This is a genomic window from Burkholderia sp. MSh2 (genome assembly GCF_000731655.1).
Taxonomy (GTDB): Bacteria; Pseudomonadota; Gammaproteobacteria; order Burkholderiales; family Burkholderiaceae; genus Burkholderia; species Burkholderia paludis.
Window position 1 is genome coordinate 1 of the sequence record NZ_JPGM01000080.1, and the last position, 22,248, is coordinate 22,248.

Sequence of the window (22,248 nt, forward strand, 5' to 3'; positions counted from 1 at the left end):
TGAAGGTCAATGCGGGCGCGGAAGCCGGCACGGACGTCGGGCCGGTCGTGTCGAAGGCGGCGAAGGAACGCATCCTGTCGCTGATCGACGCGGGCGTGAAGGCCGGCGCGAAGCTCGAACTCGACGGCCGCGACGTGAAGGTGCCGGGCTACGAGCAGGGCAACTTCGTCGGCCCGACGATCTTCTCGGGCGTGACGACCGACATGCCGATCTACACGGAAGAAATCTTCGGGCCGGTGGTGGTCGTGATGGAAGCCGACACGCTCGACGAAGCCATCGCGCTCGTCAACCGCAACCCGATGGGCAACGGCGTGGGCCTGTTCACGCAGAGCGGCGCGGCCGCGCGCAAGTTCCAGAGCGAGATCGACATCGGCCAGGTCGGCATCAACATCCCGATCCCGGTGCCGGTGCCCTACTTCAGCTTCACCGGCTCGCGCGGCTCGAAGCTCGGCGATCTGGGCCCGTACGGCAAGCAGGTCGTGCAGTTCTACACGCAGACCAAGACCGTGACCGCACGCTGGTTCGACGACGACGCGACGGTCGGCGGCGTGAACACGACGATCGCGCTGCGCTGATGCCCGGGAGCCAGCACATGGAAATCGCATTCATCGGGCTCGGCAACATGGGCGGCCCCATGGCCGCCAACCTGCTCAAGGCCGGCCACGCGCTGACGGTGTTCGACCTCGACGCGCACGCGGTCGACGCCGCGGTGCGCGCGGGCGCGACCGCCGCCGGCTCGCCGCGCGACGCGGCCGCGCGCGGCGCGGTCGTGATCACGATGCTGCCGGCCGCCCAGCACGTGCGCGCGGTCTATCTCGGCGACGACGGCGTGCTGGCCGGCGCGCGCGCCGGCGCGACGCTGATCGACTGCAGCACGATCGATCCCGGCACCGTGCGCGCGGTGGCCGACGCGGCCGCGCAGCGCGGCTTCCCGCTCGCCGACGCGCCCGTGTCGGGCGGCACCGGCGGCGCGCAGGCCGGCACGCTGACCTTCATGGTCGGCGCGGAAGGCGCGCTGTTCGAGCGCATCCGCCCCGTGCTGCTCGACATGGGCCGGAACGTCGTGCATTGCGGCGGAACGGGCACCGGGCAGATCGCGAAGATCTGCAACAACCTGCTGCTCGGGATCTCGATGATGGGCGTGTCGGAGGCGATGGCGCTCGGCGCCGCGCTCGGCATCGACCCGGCGGTGCTGGCCGGCATCATCAACACCTCGACCGGGCGTTGCTGGAGTTCGGACACGTACAACCCGTATCCGGGCGTCAGCGACACCGCGCCGGCCGCACGCGGTTACGCGGGCGGCTTCGCGGCGAACCTGATGCTGAAGGATCTCGGGCTCGCGACCGAAGCGGCGCGGCATGCGCATCAACCGGTGTGGATGGGCGCGCTCGCGCAGCAGCTTTATCAGTCGATGAACCAGCAGGGGCTCGGCACGCTCGACTTCTCCGCGTGCGTGAAGCTGTACGAGGCGCAGCCGGCGTAAGCGCCGCGGCCCGCGCCGGACGTACGCCGGCCCGCGATGCACCTGCGTGCATCGCGGGCCGGTCTGCATGCGGGGGAGGAAAACCGCCGCGCCGCTTCGGCGGGCCGGGCGGCGCAACCGCGCCGCCGGCCGGTCAGCTGCGCGGGTTCGACGCCGTCTCGAAGGTCGGATGGCACTCGAACGCGAGTTCGGAACGCGCGCCGACGCGGCTGCCGCCGGTCAGCGCCTCCTGCTTCAGGCTCGCGCGCATGCCGCGCTGCGTGCAATAGCTGGTGGCTTCGTTGACCGCCCGCTCATGGGCGTCGGCCCATGTCGTCGACACGCCGACCGTGCGCGTCGTCACGGTGAACACGTTCGGATTCGACGTCGCGGTCACGTCGGAAGCGGTCGAACACGCGGCGAGCAAGCATGCGGCAGCCGCAACGGCCAACCATCGCAGGGTTCGGGAAGAAACGGAAGTGGACATGGGGGGCAGGCACGCGCCTTTTGGCGCGCATTGAGCAACATAGGCCACAGTATGCCTGCCCGATCGCCGGAGATCATGCCCCTTTCGGTGAACACATTGTTTCGAAAGGTTAAACGATACCGGTATCGCCCCGGTCGGTCGGGAATTTTGGGGCCATATTCGGTCCGCTCACGGGCCTTCCGGCATTTTTGACAGCCGCGACGCCGGGGCCGGCCGCACGGCCCGAACCGCCCCAAACAGAGAACCGCGACCGGGAGGCCCGCAAGGCCGGAAAACCGCCTCGCCGCTCCAACGCCTTCGCCACGGATCGCGCCCTCAAACCCACCATCCGCCTGCCTCACCCGGCCGCCACGGCCCGTCGCATTCCATTCATTTTCCGAATGCCACCCAGCCGAATATTTAATTTCCCATCGCCGGACGGCCCGCCCATACTCGCCAGCAAATCCGAGACATAACGTCCACGCCGGCCGGGCCAGCGCAATGCGCCCCCGCAGCCGGTTCGCGCCCCTGCACATGGAAGGAGACACCTGCGTGCAACTGGAAGCCACTCACCGCCCGGGCCTCATGCCCGGCGCGCACGACGCATCGCATCGAACCGACACGGCCGCGCACGATCCCGCGCTGAGCCCCCGGCTGCACAATTCCGACCTCGCGCCGACCCGGGCCGAGGGCCGCACATGGGGCCGCTACAGCATCTTCGCGCTGTGGACCAACGACGTGCACAACATCGCCAACTACTCGTTCGCGATCGGGCTGTTCGCGCTCGGCCTGTCGGGCTGGCAGATGCTCGCGTCGCTCGCGATCGGCGCCGTGCTCGTGTACGGCTTCATGAACCTCACCGGCTACATGGGCCAGAAGACCGGCGTGCCGTTCCCGGTGATCAGCCGGATGAGCTTCGGCATCTACGGCGCACTGCTGCCGGCGATGATCCGCGCGGTGATCGCGATCGCGTGGTTCGGCATCCAGACCTATCTCGCGTCCGTCGTGCTGCGCGTGCTGCTCACCGCGATCTGGCCGGGCCTCGCCGCGTTCGACCGGGACGCGATCCTCGGGCTGTCGACGCTCGGCTGGATCACGTTCGTCGCGATCTGGCTCGTGCAGATCGGCATCCTCACGTACGGGATGGAGATGGTCCGCAAGTACGAAGGGCTCGCCGGCCCGGTGATCCTGGTCACGACGCTGTCGCTCGCCGCATGGATGTTCAGCCGCACGGGCGGCCATCCCGCGATGTCGATCGGCAAGCCGCTGACCGGCCTGAAGATGTGGACGGAGGTGTTCGCGGGCGGCGCGCTGTGGCTCGCGATCTACGGCACGCTGGTGCTCAACTTCTGCGATTTCGCGCGCTCGTCGCCGAGCGCGAAGACGGTGCGCGTGGGCAACTTCTGGGGGCTGCCGGTCAACATCCTCGTGTTCGCGACGATCAGCTTCGTGCTCGCCGGCGCGCAGTTCAAGCTGAACGGCCACATCATCCACAGCCCGACGGAAATCATCGCGACGGTGCCGAACAGGCTGTTCCTCGTGCTCGGCTGCCTCGCGTTCCTGATCGTGACGGTCGCCGTCAACATCATGGCGAACTTCGTCGCGCCGGCCTTCGTGCTGACGAGCCTCGCGCCGCACCGCCTGTCGTTCCGCCGCGCCGGGCTGATCAGCGCGACGGTCGCCGTGCTGATCCTGCCGTGGAACCTGTACAACAGCCCGATCGTGATCGTCTACTTCCTGTCCGGGCTCGGCGCGCTGCTCGGCCCGCTGTACGGGATCATCACGGTCGACTACTGGCTCGTGCGCAAGCAGCGCGTGAATGTGCCCGATCTCTACACCGAAGCGCCGACCGGCGCCTATTTCTACACGCGCGGCGTGAACCGCAAGGCGCTCGCGGCACTCGTGCCGTCCGCGCTGATCTCGATCGCGCTCGCCGTCGTGCCGGCCTTCGGCGCGATGACGCCGTTCTCGTGGCTGCTCGGCGCGGCCATCGCGGGCGGCGTGTACTGGCTGCTGGCCGATCGCACGCGGCACTACGACGAGCGCTCGGGCGAGCACATCGCGGTCGCCTGCGCCCGACACTGAACCCACGCTTACGGAGTCACGATGAGGATCCTGGTAGTCAACGTCAACACGACCGCGTCGATCACCGACGCGATCGCCGCGCAGGCGCAGGCCGCCGCGTCGCCGGGCACGGAGATCGTCGGGCTGACGCCGCGCTTCGGCGCGGAATCGGTCGAAGGCAACTTCGAGAGCTACCTCGCGGCGATCGCGGTGATGGATCGCGTGCTGAGCTACGACGAACCGTACGACGCGGTGATCCAGGCCGGCTACGGCGAGCACGGCCGCGAAGGCCTGCAGGAACTGCTGACGGTGCCCGTCGTCGACATCACCGAAGCGGCCGCGAGCGTCGCGATGCTGCTCGGCCACCGCTACTCGGTGGTCACGACGCTCGACCGCACGGTGCCGCTGATCGAGGATCGCCTGAAGCTCGCCGGGCTCGATGCGCGCTGCGCGTCGGTCCGCGCGAGCGGCCTCGCGGTGCTCGAACTCGAAGAGAATCCGGCCCGCGCGATCGAGGCGATCGTCGGCCAGGCGCAGCGCGCGGTGAAGGACGATCGCGCAGAAGTGATCTGCCTCGGCTGCGGCGGGATGGCCGGCCTCGACCGGCAGATCGGGGAATGCACGGGCGTGCCGGTCGTCGACGGCGTCGCGGCCGCCGTCGCGCTCGCCGAGTCGCTGGTCCGGCTGAAGCTGACGACGTCGAAGGTGCGCACGTACGCGCCGCCGCGCCCGAAGCGGATCGTCGGCTGGCCGGGCACGTTCGTCAAATGAACGGCCGCCGGCCCGCGGCGATGCCGCGCGCGGACCTCGCCGTGCCGGGCGCCCCGTCGACATGCGGGACGCGGTAGGCCCGTCGTCGCCGCCGCGCGACGCGTCCGACGCCGCGCACGCGCTCGACCTCCTCGATGCGCGGCTGATGCGCATCCTGCTGGTGCTGCTGACCGAGCGCACCGTGTCGCGCGCGGCCGTGCGCCTGAACATGTCGCAGCCGGCGACGAGCGCCGCGCTCAAGCGCCTGCGCACGCTGCTCGGCGATCCGCTGCTGGTGCGCGGCCGCTACGGGATGGTGCCGACCGAGTTCGGCGCGCGGCTGATCGACCCGCTGCGCAACGCGCTGCGCGTGATCGACTTCATCCGCATCCAGCAGCCGACGTTCGACGCCCGCTCGTCGGTGCGCACCTATCGGATCGGCTGCCCCGACTACCTGAACGTGCTGTTCGTGCCGAAGCTCGTCGCGCTGTTCCGCGAGCGCGCGCCGAACGCGCAGCTCGTGTTCCATCCGCTCGGCGACGGCTTCGACGACGAGCGCGCGCTGGCCGACGGCGAGCTCGACGTCGTGATCGACAATCGCCCGGCCCGCTCGTTGCGCTTCCGGCAGGACGACCTGTTCGACGATCGCATCGTGTGCCTGATGCGCGCGACGCATCCGCTCGCGCGGCGCGGCGCGATGACGGCCGCCGAGTATGCCGACGCGCCCCAGCTGTGCCCGACGCCGTCGTGGCTCGAAGCGTCCGGCGCGATCGACCGGCAGCTCGAACGCGTGGGCCTGCAGCGGCGGATCGTCGTCACGCTGCCGCATTTCGAACTCGCCGCGCACGCGCTCGTGCGCACCGACATGCTCCTGACCACCACGTACCGGCTCGCGCGACACTATGCGAAGCTGCTGCCGCTCGCCGCCGTGGCGCTGCCGGCCGAGCCGCCGGAGATCGTGTACCGGATGACGTGGAACGAAGCGGGCGCGGGCGTCGACGGCGTGCGCTGGCTGCGCGGGCTGATCGCGGAAGCGACGCGCGCGTGGCTCGACGCCGAGGCCGGGCGGCCGGCGGTGGCTGCGGTGGCCGCCGGCGCGGCCGACGACGCGCGCGACGGCACGCCTGCCGTCACGGCCACGCCCGAACCGCCGCGACGCACGCGCCGCGGCCGGCCGACGCATTGCCGCGCCTCGCACCCGCCGAGGGCGGCGCGCGTCCATCGCGTCGCGACCAAGCCGCACTGAACGGCGCGACGCGATGCGACGGGCGCACGATGTCAGGTATGCCGCGCAAGCGTGAGCAAGATCGACAGCGACACGATCGATCCGAGCGTCGACAGCAGGATCGTGCGCGACGTCACGTGCGCTTCGCGCCCGTAGAACTCGGCCAGCATGTAAGGCCCCGTGCCGGTCGGCAGCGCGGCGAGCACGACGGCGATCTGCACGAGCACGGGCGGCATCGCGAACACGCGCACGCCGAGCCACCACGCGAGGGCCGGCTGCACGAACAGCTTCACCGCCGTCAGCGCGACGCTGCCGCGCGGCGCCGGACCGCCCGCCTCCCGCTTCTCCGCGAGAAACAACCCGAGACTGACGAGCGCACACGGGCTGGCGGCCGCGCCGAGCAACTTCAGGAACGTGTCGACGGGCGCGCCGAGCGGCACCCGGGCGGCCGATACGCAAACGCCCGCGAGCGGCGCGACGATCAGCGGATTGCGCAGCAGCGCGCCGCTCACCTTCCACATCAGTTTCAGCGGCGCGCGGTCCCGCTGCAGCCCGATCTCGATCAACACGATCGCACCGGCGAACAGCACGCACGCGACGAGGATGGTGGCGATCGTGGTCGGCGTGAGGCTGTCGGGGCCGAACGCGAGCAGGCACAGCGGAAAGCCGAGATAGCCGACGTTCGGATACGACGCGGCGATCGCGTCGACGCTCGCATCCGCGAGCCCGCGCCCGCTGCACAGGCGCCACGCGAGCACGCCGACGAACACGAGCGCGCACGTCGATGCGAAGGTGGCCACGAAGGCCGGCTGGTCGAGCTCGCGCCACGACGCATGCGCCATGATCTGGAACAGCAGCGCGGGCAGCGCGAGCCACACGACGAACCGGTTCAGCTCCGGGGCCGCGGCCGGCCCGAGTACCCCGCGCCGGCGGCACAGGAACCCTGCCGCGATCAGCCCGAACACGGGCAACAGAATCTCGATCGTCGATGACATCTTGAATGCGCTGCGTGAAACCGGAACGCGCCAGCATAATGGTTCGGCCGGAGCGCGTCCAATCGCGCGGCCCGCCGACGCCCCGCGTCACGCGTCGCGCAGCGGTTGCGCAAGCAACCTGTATGCGACGGCGGCCGTGACGAGCGCGAGCGCGCCGCTCACCGTCAGCGCATCGGCGAACCCGCTCGCGAACGCGACCGGCGCCGCCCGGGCGAGCACGCCGGCGGCCGACGGCGGCACGCGCTCCAGCGCGCGCGCCAGGTCGCCGGCCAGCAGGCTCGACATGAACGGCGCGTCGGCAAACGCGCGCAGGCCGGGCGCGTCGGACAGCAGGCGGTCGAGCCGCGCCTGCGTGCTCGCCGCCAGCACCGCGCCGAGCACGCCGACGGCCGTCACGATCGCCGAGAAGCGCGTCGTCGTGCTGATGCCCGACGCCATGCCCGTGCGGTGCGGCGGCACGCACGCCATGATCGCCTTCTGCGTGTCGCCGTTCATCACGCCGGCGCCGCAGCCCGTCACGAACATGCCGATCGCGACGAGCCGGTAGTCGCCGCCGGCGGTCAGCGCCGCGGTCGCGAGGTTGCCCGCGCCGATCAGCGCGAGGCCGCCCGCCAGCACGCCGCCCGACGACGCGCGCGCGGCGAGCGCCGCGCCCAGCGACGGCCCGGCGATCATCGCGAACGCGAACGGCAGCATCCCGAGCCCCGCATCGATCGCCGACATCCCGAACGCGTTCTGCAGGTACAACGGCAGGAACGTCATCATCACCTGCGCGCACGCGGCATAGCCGAACATCGCGAGCACGGCGCCGACGAAGCGCGGCTGGCGAAACAGCGCGAGATCGATCATCGGCCGCGCCTGCCAGCGCTCCGCGCCGACGAACGCCGCCAGCAGCGCGGCGGCGAGCGCGAGCCGGCCGAGCGTCGCGGCCGACAGCCAGCCGTGCGACGGCGCACCGATCAGCGCGGCGATCGCGCATGCCAGCGCCGCGCCGAACAGCAGGCTGCCGGCCGCATCCACGCGTTTCGCGTGCGGATCGCGCGATTCGTCGATCGCGACGCGCGCGCCGGCCGCGAGCAGCAGGCAGACGGGCAGGTTGAGCAGGAACACCCAGCGCCATCCGATCCATTGCGTGATCGCGCCGCCGACGAGCGGCGCGACGGCCGTCGCGATCCCCATGCACATGCCCCAGACCGCCCATGCGCGCGCCCGTTCGCGCCCTTCCGGAAAACGGTTGGCGATCACGGCGAGCGCCGCCGTCAGCAGCAGCGCGGCGCCGCCGCCCTTCACCGCCCGCGCGGCGATCAGCCAGCCGGCCGACGGCGCGACGCCGCAGCCGAGCGACGCGCAGAAAAAGACCGCGAGCCCCGCGCCCAGCATCCGCTTGCGCCCGAAGCGGTCGGCCAGCCCGCCGGCCGGCAGCAGGCACGCGGCGAACGCGGTCATGTAGGCGCTCACGACCCACTCGATCGCGGCAAAGCTCGCGTGAAAGCTGCGCGCGATGCTCGGCAGCGACACGGCGACGACGTTCGTATCGAGCACGATCAGCGCGCAGGTCGCGGACGCGACGGCGAGCGTCGCGGCGGCGGGCGCCCGGGCGGCCATGTGCGGGGCGTCGGCCGCGCCTGCGCGCGGCACCGGTGAGGATCGGGACATCGGCAACTCCGGAACAGGATGAACGAGCCGTATGCTAGGCTTGCCCGGTATTGCCTGTCATTGATACTCAGGCGCTGTTTTATTGACGAAAAATGCAATCATGGACCGGCTCGAATTCCGTCACGTGCGCGCCTTCCTGAGCGTCGCGGAGCACCTGCACTTCGCCCGCGCGGCCGACGCGCTCGACATGGCGCCGCCCGCGCTCACGCGCCAGATCCAGGAAGCCGAACGCGCGCTCGGCGTGCGGCTGTTTCACCGGTCGCGTCGCGCGGTCACGCTGAGCGCGGCCGGCGAGGCCTATCTCGCCGAGGCCCGCGCCGCATTCGAGCACCTGCAGCGCGGCCGCGAACTCGCCGCGCTGGCCGAGCGCGGCGAGCTCGGCCGGATCGAGATCGGCTACGTATCGTCGGCCGTCTACTCGGGCACGCTGCAGCGCACGGTCGGCGCATTTCGCGCCGCGCACCCGCGCATCGAGCTGAACCTGCGCGAAGTGCCGATGGACGACGTCGCGAACCAGCTCGACGCGGGCCGGCTCGACCTCGCGTACGTGCGCCCGCCGCTGCCCTTGCCCGGCGGCCTGCGGATCGTCACGCTGCAGCGCGACGTGTTCGTCGCGGCGGTGCCGGCCGGGTCGCGCCATGCGTCGATGGCGGCCGTGCGCGCCGCCGATCTCGCGGACGCGCGCTTCGCGGTGCCCGAACAGGAACTCGGCACGCTGGAGGTGGCGCGCCGCGGCCGCTTCGCGCCGGTCGTCGCCGCGCGGCCGGGCGGCCTGCTCGCGGTGCTCGCGTGCGTGTCCGTGAACGGCTGGGTCGCCGTGATTCCCGATGCGCTCGCCGGCTGCGTGTCGCTGCCGGGGGTCGTGTACCGGCCGATCGCCGGCAAGCCGATCACGTCGGAGCTCGCGCTCGCGCACCGGCGGTTCGACAAGGCGCCGGCGGTACGCGCGTTCCTGCGCACGGTCGCGCCGGCCGCGTAAGGCGCCCGGTCCGCGCGCCCCGGCGCGGCCGCCGGCGTCGTGGCCGGCCGGCGGAGCGGCCGCCGCGCACGCGTCCGACGTTCGCCCCGCCGCACACGCGCTCCCCCCCGAGCAAACCCGCGCATGCTGTCACCACCGTGCCATTCATGCGTACAATCATCTGACAGCTTGCCGCCGCGGCACGCGGCAAACGAACCAGGCCAATACAAGCACAAGACTTGAGCCGATCCGGACCCGTTTCCGCGAGTCCGGCGGCAACAGGACCCAATAATGCGGCGCAGACCGGATCTCACGGGGGGACATATGTCCAGGCACACCCGAAAGCCGTTGGTATCGCTCGTCGTGCCGTTTCACGACGAGGCGGAAGCGATCGAGGCATTTTTCGCGACCACCGTTCCCATCCTCGAATCGGTCGACGCCACGCGCTTCGAAATCGTTTGCGTGAACGACGGCAGCCGCGACGACACGCTGGAGCGGCTGATCGACTTCGCGGCGGGCGATCCGCGCGTCCGCATCGTCGATCTCACGCGGCGCTTCGGCAAGGAGGCCGCGCTCACGGCCGGCATCGACGAAGCGGCCGGCTCGGCCGTGATCCTGATCGACGCCGACCTGCAGGATCCGCCCGCGCTGATTCCCGAGATGATCGAGCGCTGGCGGGCCGGCGCGGAAGTCGTCGCCGCGAAGCGCACCGACCGCATGTGCGACCCGCTGATGCAGCGCGTGGCCGCCGCGCTCTACTACCGCGTGCACAACCAGCTCTCCGAAGTCGAAATGCCGGAGAACGTCGGCGATTTCCGGCTGATGGACCGCCAGGTCGTCGACGCGCTGCGCGCGCTGCCCGAGCGGCGGCGCTTCATGAAAGGGCTGTTCGCGTGGGTCGGCTACCGCATCGAGATCATCGAATACACCCGCGCCCCGCGCAGCGGCGGCCGCTCGAAATTCTCCGGGTGGCGCCGCTGGAACTTCGCGCTCGAAGGCATCACGAGCTTCAGCACCGTACCGCTGCGCGTGTGGACCTACATCGGCCTCGCGTTCGCCGCGCTGTCGTTCGCCTACGGCGCGTACATCGTCATGCGCACGCTGCTGTTCGGCAATCCCGTGCACGGCTACGCGTCGCTGATCTCCGTGATGCTGTTCGTCGGCGGCATCCAGCTGATCGGCATCGGCGTGATCGGCGAATACCTCGGCCGCATCTATCACGAATCGAAGCAGCGCCCGGTCTACCTCGTGCGGCGCCGTTACCGCACGCAGGTCCACCTGGGCCAGCAACCCGCGCGGCACGCGGCGCAGCCCGACGGCTCGAAGCTGCTGCCGTTCCCGGTCCGGCGCATCGCCGCGGCCCGGCGCCGGCAGACGGCCGCCATGGGCGCGCCGGCCGCGCGCAACCTGTCGGTCAAGTAACGCCGCATGGATATTTCCGGCTTGTCGATCCGGACCGACGACCGCCCCGTCCCCACCTGGCTGACACCGGGACGCATCGCGTTCTACAGCGTCGTCATGCTGACGGCCACGGTGCTGCTCGGGTCGATCCTGGCCTGGGTCGGCTTCCGCTCGAACGACCCGCAGATGTTCCGCGCCGGCTCGGGCTATGCGGTGTTCTGGTCCGCGTCGCATCTGATGCTGCGCGGCACGCCGTGGCACGCCTACGACGTCCCCACGTTCTCGCGGGTGTTTGCCGAACTGTTCCCGTCGGCCGGCCGCTACGCGTTCCTGCCGTGGCTGTACCCGCCGTCGTACCTGCTGGCGGTGGCGCCGTTCGCGCTGCTGCCCTATGCGATCGGCTATCCGCTGTTCGTCGCGCTCGGTATCGGCGTGCTCGGCCTGGCGGTCTGGCACGTGTCCGGGCTCGCCGCGACGCCCGGCGCGAAACGCGTCGGCTGGCTTGCGCTGGTCGCGTGCCCGGGCGTGTTCGTCACCGCGATGTACGGGCAGAATGCGATGCTGACGGCGGCATGCGCGGCGCTGGCCGTGCATTTCGCCGACCGCCGGCCGATGCTGGCCGGCTTCCTGATCGGACTCCTGTCGGTCAAGCCGCAACTGGCGCTGCTGTTCCCGTTCGTGCTGGTCGCCGCGCGCGCGTGGCGCACGTTCGCGTGGGCCGCCGCATTCGCGGCCGCTTTCACGATGCTCGGGGTCGCGGCGGGCGGCGTCGAATCGGTCCGGCTTTTCCTGCAGAACGCCAGCGCGCTGCGCGCGCTGATCATCGAGCACGGCGTGGCGTTCTGGTTCGCGTCGCCGACGCCGTTCGCCGCGCTGCGCCTCGCCGGGCTGTCGCCGGCGCTCGCCTACGCCGGACAGGCCGCCATCGCCGCGATCGCGATCGCGGCCGCATGCGCGATCTGGCACCGCAGCCGCGACACGCGGTTGCGCGCCGCGGTGCTGATCGTCGCGACGCTGGTCGCGAATCCCTATGTCTGGCACTACGAACTGTCGTGGTTGTGCATTCCAATCGCGTGCATGGTCGCCATCGGCTCGCAAGGCGGCTGGCTGCGCGGCGAGCAAGCCATCGTGGCCATCATGTGGGCGCTGCCGCTGTACGAATTCCTGAACCCGCCGATGCACCTGCCGCAGATCGGGCCCGCCGTGACCTTGTTCGCACTGCTCGCGTTGCTGCGGCGCGCACGGCTCGCCGGCAGCGTCGGCGCGAAGCGCTAGCCGCGCGCCGCCCGTCCGGGCGGCCCGCCATCCGACCCCGCCCGCCGGGGGCGCGCCCGGGCTTCCGCGCTCCCCCGATGCGGCGATAAGCATAGTTCAAATCGTTGCTTGTCCGGCCCCGGCACGTCATCGAGAATGACCCGACGGGCTGCGGCCCCGCCTCGTTCCCCAACGTTCCGGATCCATCGATTCATGCTTCCACTGCGCCTGTTGCGATCGCTGCTGATCGCGTCCCTCATTGCGTTGCCGGCCGCCGCCGCGCACGCCGACAAACCCGCCACGATCCGCATCGGTGTCGCCCAGCAAGGCGCCGGCGATCCGCCGACGTTCGGCGGATCGAGCACCGCCACCGCGCAATTGCAGCAACTGGTCGAAAAGGAATTCGCGGCCGACGGCATCCAGGTGCAGTGGCTGTTCTTCAAGGGCGCGGGGCCGGCCGTCAACGAGGCGATCGCCAACAAGGCGATCGACTTCGCGTACCAGGGCGACCTGCCCGCCGTGCTCGCACGCGCGAACGGGATCAAGACGCACCTGCTGCTCGCCGCGAGCGTGCGCTCGGGCGTCAAGATCGCGGTACCGCCCGACTCGCCGATCCGCTCGATCAAGGACCTGAAGGACCGCCGCGTGTCGATCTTCCGCGGCACGAACCTGCAGCTCGTCGCCGACAACGCGCTCGCGAAGAACGGCCTCGGCGAACGCGACCTGCGCGTGATCAACCTCGACGCGGCAAGCTCGCTGGCCGCGCTCGCGTCGAAGGGCATCGACGCGTCGGTGGGCGATTACCAGCTGTACAAGCTGCGCGACGCCGGGCTCGCGAAGATCATCTACGAATCGCAGAACGACGGCCCGCAATTGACGCGCCAGACCCACCTGCTCGTGCTCGACGATTTCGAGCGTGCGCATCCGGACGTCGTGCAGCGCGTCGTCAACGCGATCGTGAAGGGCGCGCAATGGTCGTCCGACGAGGCGAACCGCGACGCGCTGTTCAAGCTGTGGGCGAAAAGCGGCGTGCCGGTTTCGTCATGGCAGGCCGACTATGCGAACCAGCGCCTGAAGGACCGCCTGTCGCCGCTGATCGATCCGTTCCTCGTCGCCCGCTACAAGGCCGTAGCACAGGACGCGCTGGCGTTGAAACTGATCCGCCAGCCGGTCGACATCGACGGCTGGTTCGAGCCGAAATACCTCGACAACGCGCTGCGCACGCTGAAGCTCGAACACTACTGGCAACGTTACGACGCGGCCGGCAAGCCCCTCTCCTGACCCGGACCCGCCCCGATGAGCGACACCGCGTTTCCCGTCCCGACATCCGGGCCGCATGCGCCCGCCGCGCAGCCGCACGGCGCGGCGGCCCTGAAACGGCTGTCGTGGCGGCTCGCGCCGTGGCTGCTGCCCGCGCTGCTGTTCGCGCTGTGGACCGTCGGCAGCGCGCGCGGCTGGATCGCGCAGCAGATCCTGCCGCCGCCCGAGCGCGTATTCGATGCGCTCGCCGATCTCGCGACGAGCGGCGATCTCGCGCGCCACACGCTGATCAGCCTGCAGCGCGTGCTGGTCGGCTTCGCGGCCGGCACGCTGCTCGGGTTCGCGACCGGCGTCGCGCTCGGCCTGTCGCGCACGCTCGAAGCCTACGTACTGCCGAGCTTCAACGCGCTCGTGCAGATCCCGGTGCTCGGCTGGCTGCCGTTCCTGCTGCTGCTCGTCGGCGTCGGCGAACCGCTGAAATACCTGCTGATCGCACACGCGGCGCTCGTCCCCGTCACGCTGAGCACGCTGCAAGGGTTCCGCCAGACGCCGCCGGCGCTCGACGAGGTCGCGCGCGTGTTCGGCTACACGCGCCGGCAACGCATCGTCCACGTCGTGCTGCCCGCCGCGATCCCGACCCTCGCGACCGGCGTGCGGCTCGCGTTCACGAAATCCTGGCTCGCGCTCGTGGTCGTCGAACTCGTCGCGTCGTCCGAAGGGCTCGGCTACCTGATCGTGTACGGGCGGCAACTGTTCCAGCTCGATCTCGTGATGGCGGCCGTGATCGTCGTCGGCGCGGTCGGGCTGCTGATCAACCGGCTGCTCGACGCGCTCGAAGCGCGCCTGCGCCGCGGCGTACCGTCCGCGTTCCGCGGCTGAACCAGCCCTGCCCGCCCGCGCAACCGAAGGAGACCACCCGTGACGCATTCCACCGTGCCCGACGCCGCTCCGCCGGCCGCCAAGGCCGCCCGCCGCCTGCACGCGCCCGACTGGCGCGGCTTCGTGCTGCCGCTCGTCGCATTCGCGCTGTGGTGGGCGGTCGCGTCCGCGCATCTCGTGAACAGCGGGCTGCTCGTCGGCCCGGCCGACGTGCTGCGCACCGCGTGGGCCCAGGCCGCGAGCGGCGCGCTGGGCCGCGCGCTGTCCGCATCGCTCGTGCGTGAAGCGTGCGGGTTCGCGCTCGGCGCGACGGGCGGGCTGCTGCTCGGCGCCGCGCTCGGGCTGTCGCGCACCGTCGCGCGGACAATCGGCCCGAGCTTCGACACGTTCAAGCAGATCTCGCTGTTCGCGTGGATTCCGCTGATTTCCGTATGGTTCGGCCTCGGCGACGTCGCGAAAGTCGTGTTCCTGTCGCTCGCCGCGCTGCTGCCCGTGGCCGCGCACACCTGCGACGGCATTCACGCGGTGCCGCGCGCCTATGTCGACGTCGCCCGCGCGCTGCGCTACTCGCGGCTCCAGCTCGTGCGCCACGTGATCCTGCCGGCCGCGCTGCCGTCGATCTTCACCGGGCTGTATCTCGGCCTGATCTATTCGTGGCTCGCGACGCTCGGCGCCGAATACCTGCTGGTCGCCGGCAGCGGCATCGGCAACACGCTGATCGACGGCAGCGAGCAGTTCCGGATGGATCTCGTGCTGTTCGGCATCATCGTCGTCGGCGTGACCGGCTGGGCCCTGAACGCGATCGCGCGCGCGATCGAGCGCAAGGTGCTCGCGCGGCGCGGCGACCTGCCGCGCTGACCGCCCTTCCGACTTTCCCCGCCGCTACTTCTTCCTCGCACCGCCATGACCACTCTCGCCTCCGATTCGCTCGACATCCTTCACGTGAGCAAGCGCTATGCGCAACGCGGCGCGACGCTCGCCGTGCTCGACGACGTATCGCTGCACGTGCGCGCCGGCGAATTCATCACGATCGTCGGCGCGAGCGGTTGCGGCAAGTCCACGCTGCTGCGGCTGATCGCCGGGCTCGACACCGACTACGAGGGCGAGATCCGCGCGGGCGACGAACGCGTGCGCGACACGTCGCTGCAGCGCGGGATCGTGTTCCAGGATCACCGGCTGTTCCCGTGGCTGACCGTCGCGCAGAACATCGAGGCCGCGCTGCGCAACGCGCCGCTCGACCCGGCCGCGAAACGGCGCGCGGTCGCGGATCACGTCGCGCTCGTCGGGCTGAACGGCTTCGAGCACGCGTATCCGAACCAGTTGTCGGGCGGGATGGCGCAGCGCGTCGCGATCGCGCGCGGCCTCGTGAATCGCCCGCGCGTGCTGCTGCTCGACGAGCCGTTCGGCGCGCTCGACGCGCAGACGCGCGCGCGCATGCAGAACGAGCTGCTGCGCATCTGGGAGCGGGAGCGCATCACGATGATCCTGGTCACGCACGACGTCGACGAAGCCGTGTATCTCGGCGATCGCGTCGTGACGATGGCGCCGCGGCCGGGCCGCATCGAACGCATCGTCGACGTCGCGCTGCCGCGGCCGCGCCGGCGGGATTCGGCCGCGTTCGCGCGCTTGCGCGACACGGTGCTCGCCGACTTCGACGACAGCGAACCGCCGGGCCCCGGCGGCCCCGGCGCCAGGCGCGACGACGCGCCGCCCGCGCACCGGATCGGCGAGTGGCGGCTGGCGTGGTAGCGGCACGCCCCACGCCGCCTCGCTCAGCACGCCGGCGCATATCGATCGTCGCCGCGCGCGCTAAGGTTGTGACGATTCATCGGTTCCGGTTCCGCGCGGTCCCTGCTTGAATGGAGACTCGACCGACCCGCCCCCAGGAGACTCCCGATGTCCGATGTCCAGCACGCCGCTCACCCGTCTTCGCATGCCTCGCACGCCGCGCCGCGCACGGCCGAGGTCCCGCTCCAGCTTCGCCAGGTCGCCGGCCGGATCGGCGCCGAGATCGCCGGCGTCCGGCTGTCGGCCGCGCTCGACGACGCGACGTTCGACGCGGTCCAGGCCGCGCTGCTGCGCCACAAGGTGCTGTTCTTCCGCGGCCAGCAGCATCTCGACGACACCGCGCAGGAAGCGTTCGCGCGCCGCTTCGGCGACACCGTCGCCCATCCGACCGTGCCGTCCGTGGACGGCAGCGCGCACCTGCTCGAACTCGATTCCGCACACGGCGCCCGCGCGAATTCGTGGCACACCGACGTCACGTTCGTCGACGCGTACCCGAAGATCTCGATCCTGCGCGCGGTCGTGATTCCGCCGTTCGGCGGCGACACCGTGTGGGCCAATACGGCCGCCGCCTACGCGCACCTTCCCGACCCGCTGCGCGCGCTCGCCGATACGCTGTGGGCGCTGCATACGAACGCATACGACTACGCGTCGACGCATGCGCACGCCGACGATACGCAACTGAAGCGCTACCGCGAGGTGTTCACGTCGACCGTCTACGAAACCGAGCATCCGGTCGTGCGCGTCCACCCGGAAACCGGCGAACGCACGCTCGTGCTCGGCCATTTCGTGCAGCGGCTCAAGGGGCTGTCCGCGCAGGATTCCGCGCACCTGCTGCAGGTGTTCCATGAACACGTGACGCGCCTCGAGAACACCGTGCGCTGGAATTGGCAGGAGGGCGACGTCGCGATCTGGGACAACCGCGCGACGCAGCACTACGCGATCAACGACTACGGCGATGCGCGCCGCGTCGTGCGCCGTGCGACCGTGCACGGCGACGTGCCGGTCGGCATCGACGGCCGCCAGAGCGTCGTGCTGAAGGGGCCGGGCGCGACGCTGCAGTAACGCACGCCTGCCGCGGCGACGCCGTTTCACGCGCGCCGCCGCGCCTGCCCCGCGCTCTACCGCCGGCGCTTCGACCATGCACTTCCCGCCACCGGGCCGCCCCCTGCTCGCGCAGCGATGTCGGCCGTCCTTCCCGTTCACTTCCGCCAGGAGCGTCGCATGAGCGCCCTACCCGAACCCGCCGCCCAGCCGGTCGACGTGATTCCGCTGTCCGCCCATATCGGCGCGGAAATACGCGGCGTCGACCTCACGCAACCGTTGACCACGCCGCAGATCTCGGCCATTCGCGCCGCGCTGCTGAAATGGCGCGTCATCTTCTTCCGCGAGCAATTCCTCACGCACGAGCAGCACGTCGCGTTCTCCGCGCAATTCGGCGAGCCGACCGTCGGCCATCCGGTGTTCGGCCACGTCGACGGGCATCCGGCCGTCTATTCGGTCGCGAAGCACCGCAAGGCGACGCGCTTCGACGGCGAGCCGGTACGCCGCCCGTGGACCGGCTGGCACACCGACGTGACGGCCGCCGTGAACCCGCCGTGGGCGTCGATCCTGCGCGGCGTGACGATCCCGCCGTACGGCGGCGACACTCACTGGACCAACCTCGTGCGCGCCTACGAAACGCTGTCCGCGCCGCTGCGCGGCTTCGTCGACGGCCTGCGCGGCATCCACCGCTTCACGCCGCCCGCCGGCGCGCGCGCCACCGGTGCGTTCGACGAGGCGGTCGGCCGCCGGCCGCTCGTGACCGAGCATCCGCTCGTGCGCGTCCACCCGGAGACCGGCGAGCGCGCGTTGTACGTGAGCCCGAGCTTCCTGAAGTCGATCGTCGGGCTGACGCCGCGCGAAAGCCAGGCGCTGCTCGAACTGCTGTGGGAGCACGTGACGCGGCCGGAATTCACGATCCGCTTCAAGTGGGAGCCGCGCAGCATCGCGTTCTGGGACAATCGCGCGACCGCGCATCTCGCGCCCGTCGACATCTTCGATCTCGACTTCGACCGCCAGCTCTACCGCACCACGCTCGCCGGCGACGTGCCGGTCGGCCCCGACGGACGGCCGTCGGTCGCGCTCGAAGGCTCGCCGGTCGAGGCGGCGGCGGCCGTCGCGCTGAACTGATACGCGGCCGGCCGGCCGGACCGGCCCTCCCGACCTGCGCCGGCGCGCCCACGCGCCGGCGCCGCCTCCGTCAATCCAGCCACACGCCGTCGAAGCGGTGCCCGCCGAGCGGCGAGAACGTCAGGCCGTGGACGCGTTTGGACACCGGCAGCGACACGATCGACGTCGCGATCGGCGTGAACGGCACCTGATCCTTGAACACGACCTGCGCCTGTTCGTACAGCGCCGTGCGCTTCGCGACGTCCGGGTTCGAGCGCGCCGCGTCCACCAGCCGTTCGAAGTCCTGATTGCACCACTTCGCGAGATTGCTGCCGTGCACCGCGTCGCAGCCGAGCAGCGTACCGAGCCAGTTGTCGGGATCGCCGTTGTCGCCCGACCAGCCGTACAGGATCGCGTCGTGCTGGCCGTCGTGCTTCGCGCGGCGGTTGTATTCGCCCCATTCGTAGCTGACGATCTTCGCGCGTACGCCGATCTTCGCCCAGTCCTGCTGGATCAGCTGCGCCATCAGCTGCGCATTCGGGTTGTACGGGCGCTGCACGGGCATCGCCCACAGCGTCAGGTCGAAGCCGTTCGGGAAGCCGGCCTGCGCGAGCAGCGCCTTCGCGGCGGCCGGATCGCGCGGCGCATCCTTCAGGCGCGGGTTGTACGACCATTGCGACGGCGGCATCGGGTTCGTCGCGATCTTCGCGTCGCCGTTGAACACCGTCTTCACGATCGCCGACTTGTCGATCGCGATGTCGAGCGCGCGCCGCACGTCGACGCGATCGAGCGGCGCATGCTGCGTGTTGTACGCGACGAAACCGACGTTGAAGCCCATCCCCGAGAACAGCGTCAGCTTCGGGTCGCGCCGCACCGTGTCGAGATCGGCCGGCCGCGGGAACAACGAGATCTGGCATTCGCCGGCCACGAGCTTCTGCAGCCGCGCGCCCGGATCGGGCGTGATCGCGAACACGAGGTGCGCGAGCTTCACGTCGTCCGGCTTCCAGTAATCCGGGTTCGCGTCATAGCGGATCAGCGCGTCCTTCTGGTACGTGCGCAGCAGGAACGGCCCCGTGCCGACCGGGAGCTGGCTGATGTCGGCTTCGCGATGACGCGCCGCGAGCTGCGATGCATATTCCGCCGACAGGATCGACGCGAACGCCATCGCGAGATTGCGCACGAAGATGACGTCGGGCGCCTTCAGCACGAAGCGCACCGTGTAATCGTCGACCTTGTCGATCCGCGCGACGTTGCGGTCGAAGCCGAGATCGCTGAAATACGGGAAGCTGGCCGGGTAGGCCTTGCGAAACGGATCGTCCGGGTCGAGCATCCGGCGGAACGTGAACACGACGTCGTCGGCCTGGAACGGCCGCGTCGGCGTGAACCACGCGGTCGTCTGGAATTTCACGCCGCGCCGCAGGTGAAACGTGATCGTGCGCTGGTCGGGCGACACGTCCCAGCTCGTCGCGAGCGCCGGTTCGAGATCGAGCGTGCCGCGCTTGAACTGCACGAGCCCGTTGTAGATCGTGTACGTGCTCGCGTCGAAATCGGTGCTCGTCGTGAGCTGGCCCGGATCGAAGCCGGCCGGGCTGCCTTCGGTGCAGTACACGAGGGTCTTGCCGGGCGGCGCGGCGAGCGCCGGCGTGGCCGCGCCGGCAAGCAGCAGCGACGCGGCGATGCAGCGCAGCGCGGCGGTCGCACGGGTTGCGCCGCGCGCACCGCGCGCGGCTGACGAAACGAAAGGGTTCTTCATGGTGGCGGAGGACAGGGAGGGTTGTCATGCGAATGACGACGGCCGATCTTCGCGCGCATCCTGCCGATCGCTTACCAATTAATTTCGCGTTGCTTATCGCCGCCAGTGCATCCCGCTGCCCGTGCGCGGGAACGTCCACGCGAGCGGCGGGCAGCCGTCGCGCGCATCCGTCTTCGGGCCCCGTGCAGACTCCGCCGAAATGGCGCATCGTATCGGCTGGCTCACGCCGGCCCCGGCGCGCCGGGATTCGCCCGGCGCCGTCGCCGGGCCGATCCCTGGAGGACACACGATGTCGACCCGCCCCGATACGCCCTCTCGTCCCGTGAAATCGCCGGGCCCCGATCATCCGATCACGGTCGAACCGCATCCGCGGCGCGTGGTGGTCACCGTGGCCGGCAAGGTCGTCGCCGATACGCGCCGCGCGCTGGCGCTGCGCGAGGCCAGCTATCCGGCCGTGCTCTACGTCCCGCGCGAGGACGCCGACCTGTCGCTCCTGCAGCGCACCGATCATTCGACCTACTGCCCGTACAAGGGCGACTGCGCGTACTACTCGATCCCGGCGGGCGGCGCACGCACCGTGAACGCGGTGTGGACGTACGAGGATCCGTATCCGGCCGTCGCTGCGATCCGCGGGCACCTCGCGTTCTATCCGGATCGCGTCGACTCGATCGAGGACCGCGCGGCCGGCACCGACTGAACGCCGCTGATATGCATATGCGCATTCATTGGTTGGCCGCCGGCCGGCCCGGCCGTATCGTCCTGAATCCGGCGCGGGCCGGCCCGTTGCGCGCGTCGCCCGCATCCGGCCCGGTCCTGCGCCGGCCGCGCCGCTTCCGCGCGCGGCCCGCGAACCCGCACGCAGGACGCCCCGATGAACGACACACCCTACGCAGACGTTGAAACGATCCCGGCGAATCCACGCCGCCGCCAGTGGCTGCACGGCGCGGCCGCCGGGCTGGCCGGGCTCGCGCTCGGGCCGCTCGCGGGCCAGCCCGCACACGCGCAGGACAACGGCGCGCGGCTGCGCATCGGCTTTCAGAAATACGGCAATTTCATCCTGCTCAAGGCGCGCGGCACGCTCGAAAAGCGTCTTGCGAGCCAGGGCGTCGCGGTGCAATGGCTCGAATTCCCGGGCGGCCCGCAACTGCTCGAGGGCCTGAACGCCGGCGCGATCGACGTCGGCACCGTCGGCGAGACGCCGCCGATCTTCGCGCAGGCCGGCGGCGTCGATTTCGTCTACATCGGCAACGAGCCGCCCTCTCCGCAAGGCGAGGCGATCGTCGTCCTGCCCGATTCGCCGATCCGCGCCGTCGCGCAACTGCGCGGCAAGAAGGTCGCGTTCAACAAGGGCTCGAACGTCCACTACCTGCTCGTGAAGGCGCTCGAACGCGCGGGCCTGACCTATGCCGACATCCAGCCGATCTACCTGACGCCCGCCGACGCGCGCGCGGCGTTCGTGCAGCGCAACGTCGACGCGTGGGTGATCTGGGATCCGTACCTGGCGGCCGCCGAACGGCAGATCGGCGCGCGCGTGGTCGCGAACGGCGAAGGGCTCGTGCGCAACACGCAGTACTACCTCGCCGCGCGCAAATACGCGGCCGCTCACCCGCAGGTGCTGCGCACGCTGCTCGACGAGGTCGACGCGGTGGACCGCTGGGCGCGCGATCACGGCCCGGACGTCGCCGCGCAACTGTCGCCGCTCGTCGGCCTCGACGCACCGACGCTCGAAGTCGCGCTCAAGCGCGCCGGCTACGGCGTGCAGCCGATCACCGACGCGACGCTCGCCTATCAGCAGAACATCGCCGATGCGTTCACCGCGCTGAAGCTGATTCCGGGCAAGCTGGCGGTCGCGAGCGCGCGCTGACGCGCGGCCGGCCGCGCGATCAGAGACGCGTGCGTCGGCGCACGGGCGGCGCATCGATGCACCGCCCGCCGTTGTCATTCACCGCAGGCGGTGACGAGGCCCGCATCGACGATACCCGAATCCGCCGCCTCTGCCCCGCCGCTCTCGCGACGGGACACCCGCGCCGCGCCGCCCGCTTGCGCCGTGCCGCCTCCGGCGATCGCACGAAGGCCGCCTTTCGCCGTTCGCACCGGCGCGCACCCGCGCATGCCGCCACCGATGGTCAGTATCGGATCGCCGCCCACCTCCGGGCAGCGCTGCTTTGGTACCATCCGTCGACCGGAAT

At 70.8% G+C, this 22,248-nt stretch carries 21 protein-coding genes; 16 read left to right on the plus strand and 5 right to left on the minus strand.

The window, feature by feature from the left end; translation table 11 throughout:
* Positions 1-575: aldehyde dehydrogenase family protein (locus tag GQ57_RS33735; protein ID WP_034200136.1), on the plus strand; the 575-nt coding region annotated here is incomplete at its 5' end.
* 17 nt (positions 576-592) lie between these two features.
* The gene (gene mmsB / locus GQ57_RS33740; protein ID WP_031401387.1) at positions 593-1,483 is read left to right on the plus strand and encodes a 3-hydroxyisobutyrate dehydrogenase; all 891 of its coding nucleotides are present in this window, start codon (positions 593-595) and stop codon (positions 1,481-1,483) included.
* Positions 1,484-1,616: 133 nt separating this feature from the next.
* On the opposite strand, the gene GQ57_RS33745 is transcribed toward mmsB, so the two are convergent.
* Positions 1,617-1,949: a hypothetical protein gene (locus tag GQ57_RS33745; RefSeq protein WP_034200137.1), complete on the minus strand. Its 333-nt coding sequence runs from the start codon at positions 1,947-1,949 to the stop codon at positions 1,617-1,619.
* Positions 1,950-2,462: 513 nt separating this feature from the next.
* Here GQ57_RS33745 and GQ57_RS33750 point away from each other — a divergent pair.
* The 3 genes from GQ57_RS33750 (at position 2,463) to GQ57_RS33760 (ending at position 5,988) form a co-directional block, all read left to right on the plus strand.
* Entirely contained in the window at positions 2,463-4,013 is a 1,551-nt protein-coding gene (locus GQ57_RS33750) for an NCS1 family nucleobase:cation symporter-1 (protein ID WP_031401389.1), read from the plus strand.
* Positions 4,014-4,034: 21 nt separating this feature from the next.
* A complete protein-coding gene (locus GQ57_RS33755) occupies positions 4,035-4,763 on the plus strand; it encodes an aspartate/glutamate racemase family protein (protein WP_031401390.1) in 729 nt (242 codons plus the stop codon).
* Between the two features lie 61 nt (positions 4,764-4,824).
* On the plus strand, positions 4,825-5,988 hold the full coding sequence (locus GQ57_RS33760) for a LysR family transcriptional regulator (protein ID WP_034200138.1): 1,164 nt from the start codon (positions 4,825-4,827) through the stop codon (positions 5,986-5,988).
* Positions 5,989-6,020: 32 nt separating this feature from the next.
* On the opposite strand, the gene GQ57_RS33765 is transcribed toward GQ57_RS33760, so the two are convergent.
* Both GQ57_RS33765 and GQ57_RS33770 read right to left on the minus strand, forming a co-directional pair.
* Complete coding sequence (locus tag GQ57_RS33765; protein ID WP_034200139.1) at positions 6,021-6,962, minus strand: AEC family transporter; 942 nt, start codon at positions 6,960-6,962, stop codon at positions 6,021-6,023.
* Positions 6,963-7,049: 87 nt separating this feature from the next.
* The gene (locus GQ57_RS33770) at positions 7,050-8,618 is read right to left on the minus strand and encodes an MFS transporter (RefSeq protein WP_034200140.1); all 1,569 of its coding nucleotides are present in this window, start codon (positions 8,616-8,618) and stop codon (positions 7,050-7,052) included.
* A gap of 100 nt (positions 8,619-8,718) precedes the next feature.
* Here GQ57_RS33770 and GQ57_RS33775 point away from each other — a divergent pair, with 100 nt between their 5' ends.
* From GQ57_RS33775 to GQ57_RS33815, 9 genes are all read left to right on the plus strand, one after another.
* Complete coding sequence (locus GQ57_RS33775) at positions 8,719-9,597, plus strand: LysR family transcriptional regulator (RefSeq protein ID WP_031401394.1); 879 nt, start codon at positions 8,719-8,721, stop codon at positions 9,595-9,597.
* Between the two features lie 303 nt (positions 9,598-9,900).
* Complete coding sequence (locus GQ57_RS33780) at positions 9,901-10,998, plus strand: glycosyltransferase family 2 protein (protein WP_031401395.1); 1,098 nt, start codon at positions 9,901-9,903, stop codon at positions 10,996-10,998.
* 6 nt (positions 10,999-11,004) lie between these two features.
* Complete coding sequence (locus GQ57_RS33785) at positions 11,005-12,252, plus strand: glycosyltransferase family 87 protein (protein WP_034200141.1); 1,248 nt, start codon at positions 11,005-11,007, stop codon at positions 12,250-12,252.
* A gap of 192 nt (positions 12,253-12,444) precedes the next feature.
* Positions 12,445-13,512, plus strand: a complete 1,068-nt coding sequence (locus GQ57_RS33790; RefSeq protein ID WP_031401397.1) for an ABC transporter substrate-binding protein — start codon at positions 12,445-12,447, stop codon at positions 13,510-13,512.
* A 15-nt stretch (positions 13,513-13,527) separates the two neighbouring features.
* A complete protein-coding gene (locus GQ57_RS33795; RefSeq protein ID WP_031401398.1) occupies positions 13,528-14,370 on the plus strand; it encodes an ABC transporter permease in 843 nt (280 codons plus the stop codon).
* 39 nt (positions 14,371-14,409) lie between these two features.
* A complete protein-coding gene (locus tag GQ57_RS33800) occupies positions 14,410-15,228 on the plus strand; it encodes an ABC transporter permease (RefSeq protein ID WP_034200142.1) in 819 nt (272 codons plus the stop codon).
* A 45-nt stretch (positions 15,229-15,273) separates the two neighbouring features.
* A complete protein-coding gene (locus GQ57_RS33805; RefSeq protein ID WP_034200143.1) occupies positions 15,274-16,119 on the plus strand; it encodes an ABC transporter ATP-binding protein in 846 nt (281 codons plus the stop codon).
* A 147-nt stretch (positions 16,120-16,266) separates the two neighbouring features.
* Positions 16,267-17,220 carry a TauD/TfdA dioxygenase family protein gene (locus GQ57_RS33810; RefSeq protein WP_034200144.1) on the plus strand — a complete coding sequence of 318 codons (954 nt, stop codon included), beginning with the start codon at positions 16,267-16,269 and terminating at the stop codon, positions 17,218-17,220.
* A 159-nt stretch (positions 17,221-17,379) separates the two neighbouring features.
* Positions 17,380-18,327, plus strand: coding sequence for a TauD/TfdA dioxygenase family protein (locus GQ57_RS33815; protein WP_034200145.1), 948 nt, complete (start codon positions 17,380-17,382; stop codon positions 18,325-18,327).
* Positions 18,328-18,397: 70 nt separating this feature from the next.
* Here GQ57_RS33815 and GQ57_RS33820 read toward each other — a convergent pair whose 3' ends face one another.
* Positions 18,398-20,059 (minus strand): ABC transporter substrate-binding protein, encoded by a 1,662-nt coding sequence (locus GQ57_RS33820; protein ID WP_034200146.1) that lies wholly within the window; start codon positions 20,057-20,059, stop codon positions 18,398-18,400.
* A 289-nt stretch (positions 20,060-20,348) separates the two neighbouring features.
* On the opposite strand from GQ57_RS33820, the gene GQ57_RS33825 reads away from it, so the two are divergent.
* Together GQ57_RS33825 and GQ57_RS33830 are read left to right on the plus strand one after the other, a co-directional pair.
* Positions 20,349-20,756 (plus strand): DUF427 domain-containing protein, encoded by a 408-nt coding sequence (locus GQ57_RS33825; RefSeq protein WP_031401404.1) that lies wholly within the window; start codon positions 20,349-20,351, stop codon positions 20,754-20,756.
* Between the two features lie 174 nt (positions 20,757-20,930).
* Positions 20,931-21,923 (plus strand): sulfonate ABC transporter substrate-binding protein, encoded by a 993-nt coding sequence (locus GQ57_RS33830; RefSeq protein WP_031401405.1) that lies wholly within the window; start codon positions 20,931-20,933, stop codon positions 21,921-21,923.
* 74 nt (positions 21,924-21,997) lie between these two features.
* On the opposite strand, the gene GQ57_RS43210 is transcribed toward GQ57_RS33830, so the two are convergent.
* The gene (locus GQ57_RS43210) at positions 21,998-22,234 is read right to left on the minus strand and encodes a hypothetical protein (RefSeq protein WP_160257583.1); all 237 of its coding nucleotides are present in this window, start codon (positions 22,232-22,234) and stop codon (positions 21,998-22,000) included.
* Positions 22,235-22,248 lie beyond the last annotated feature (14 nt).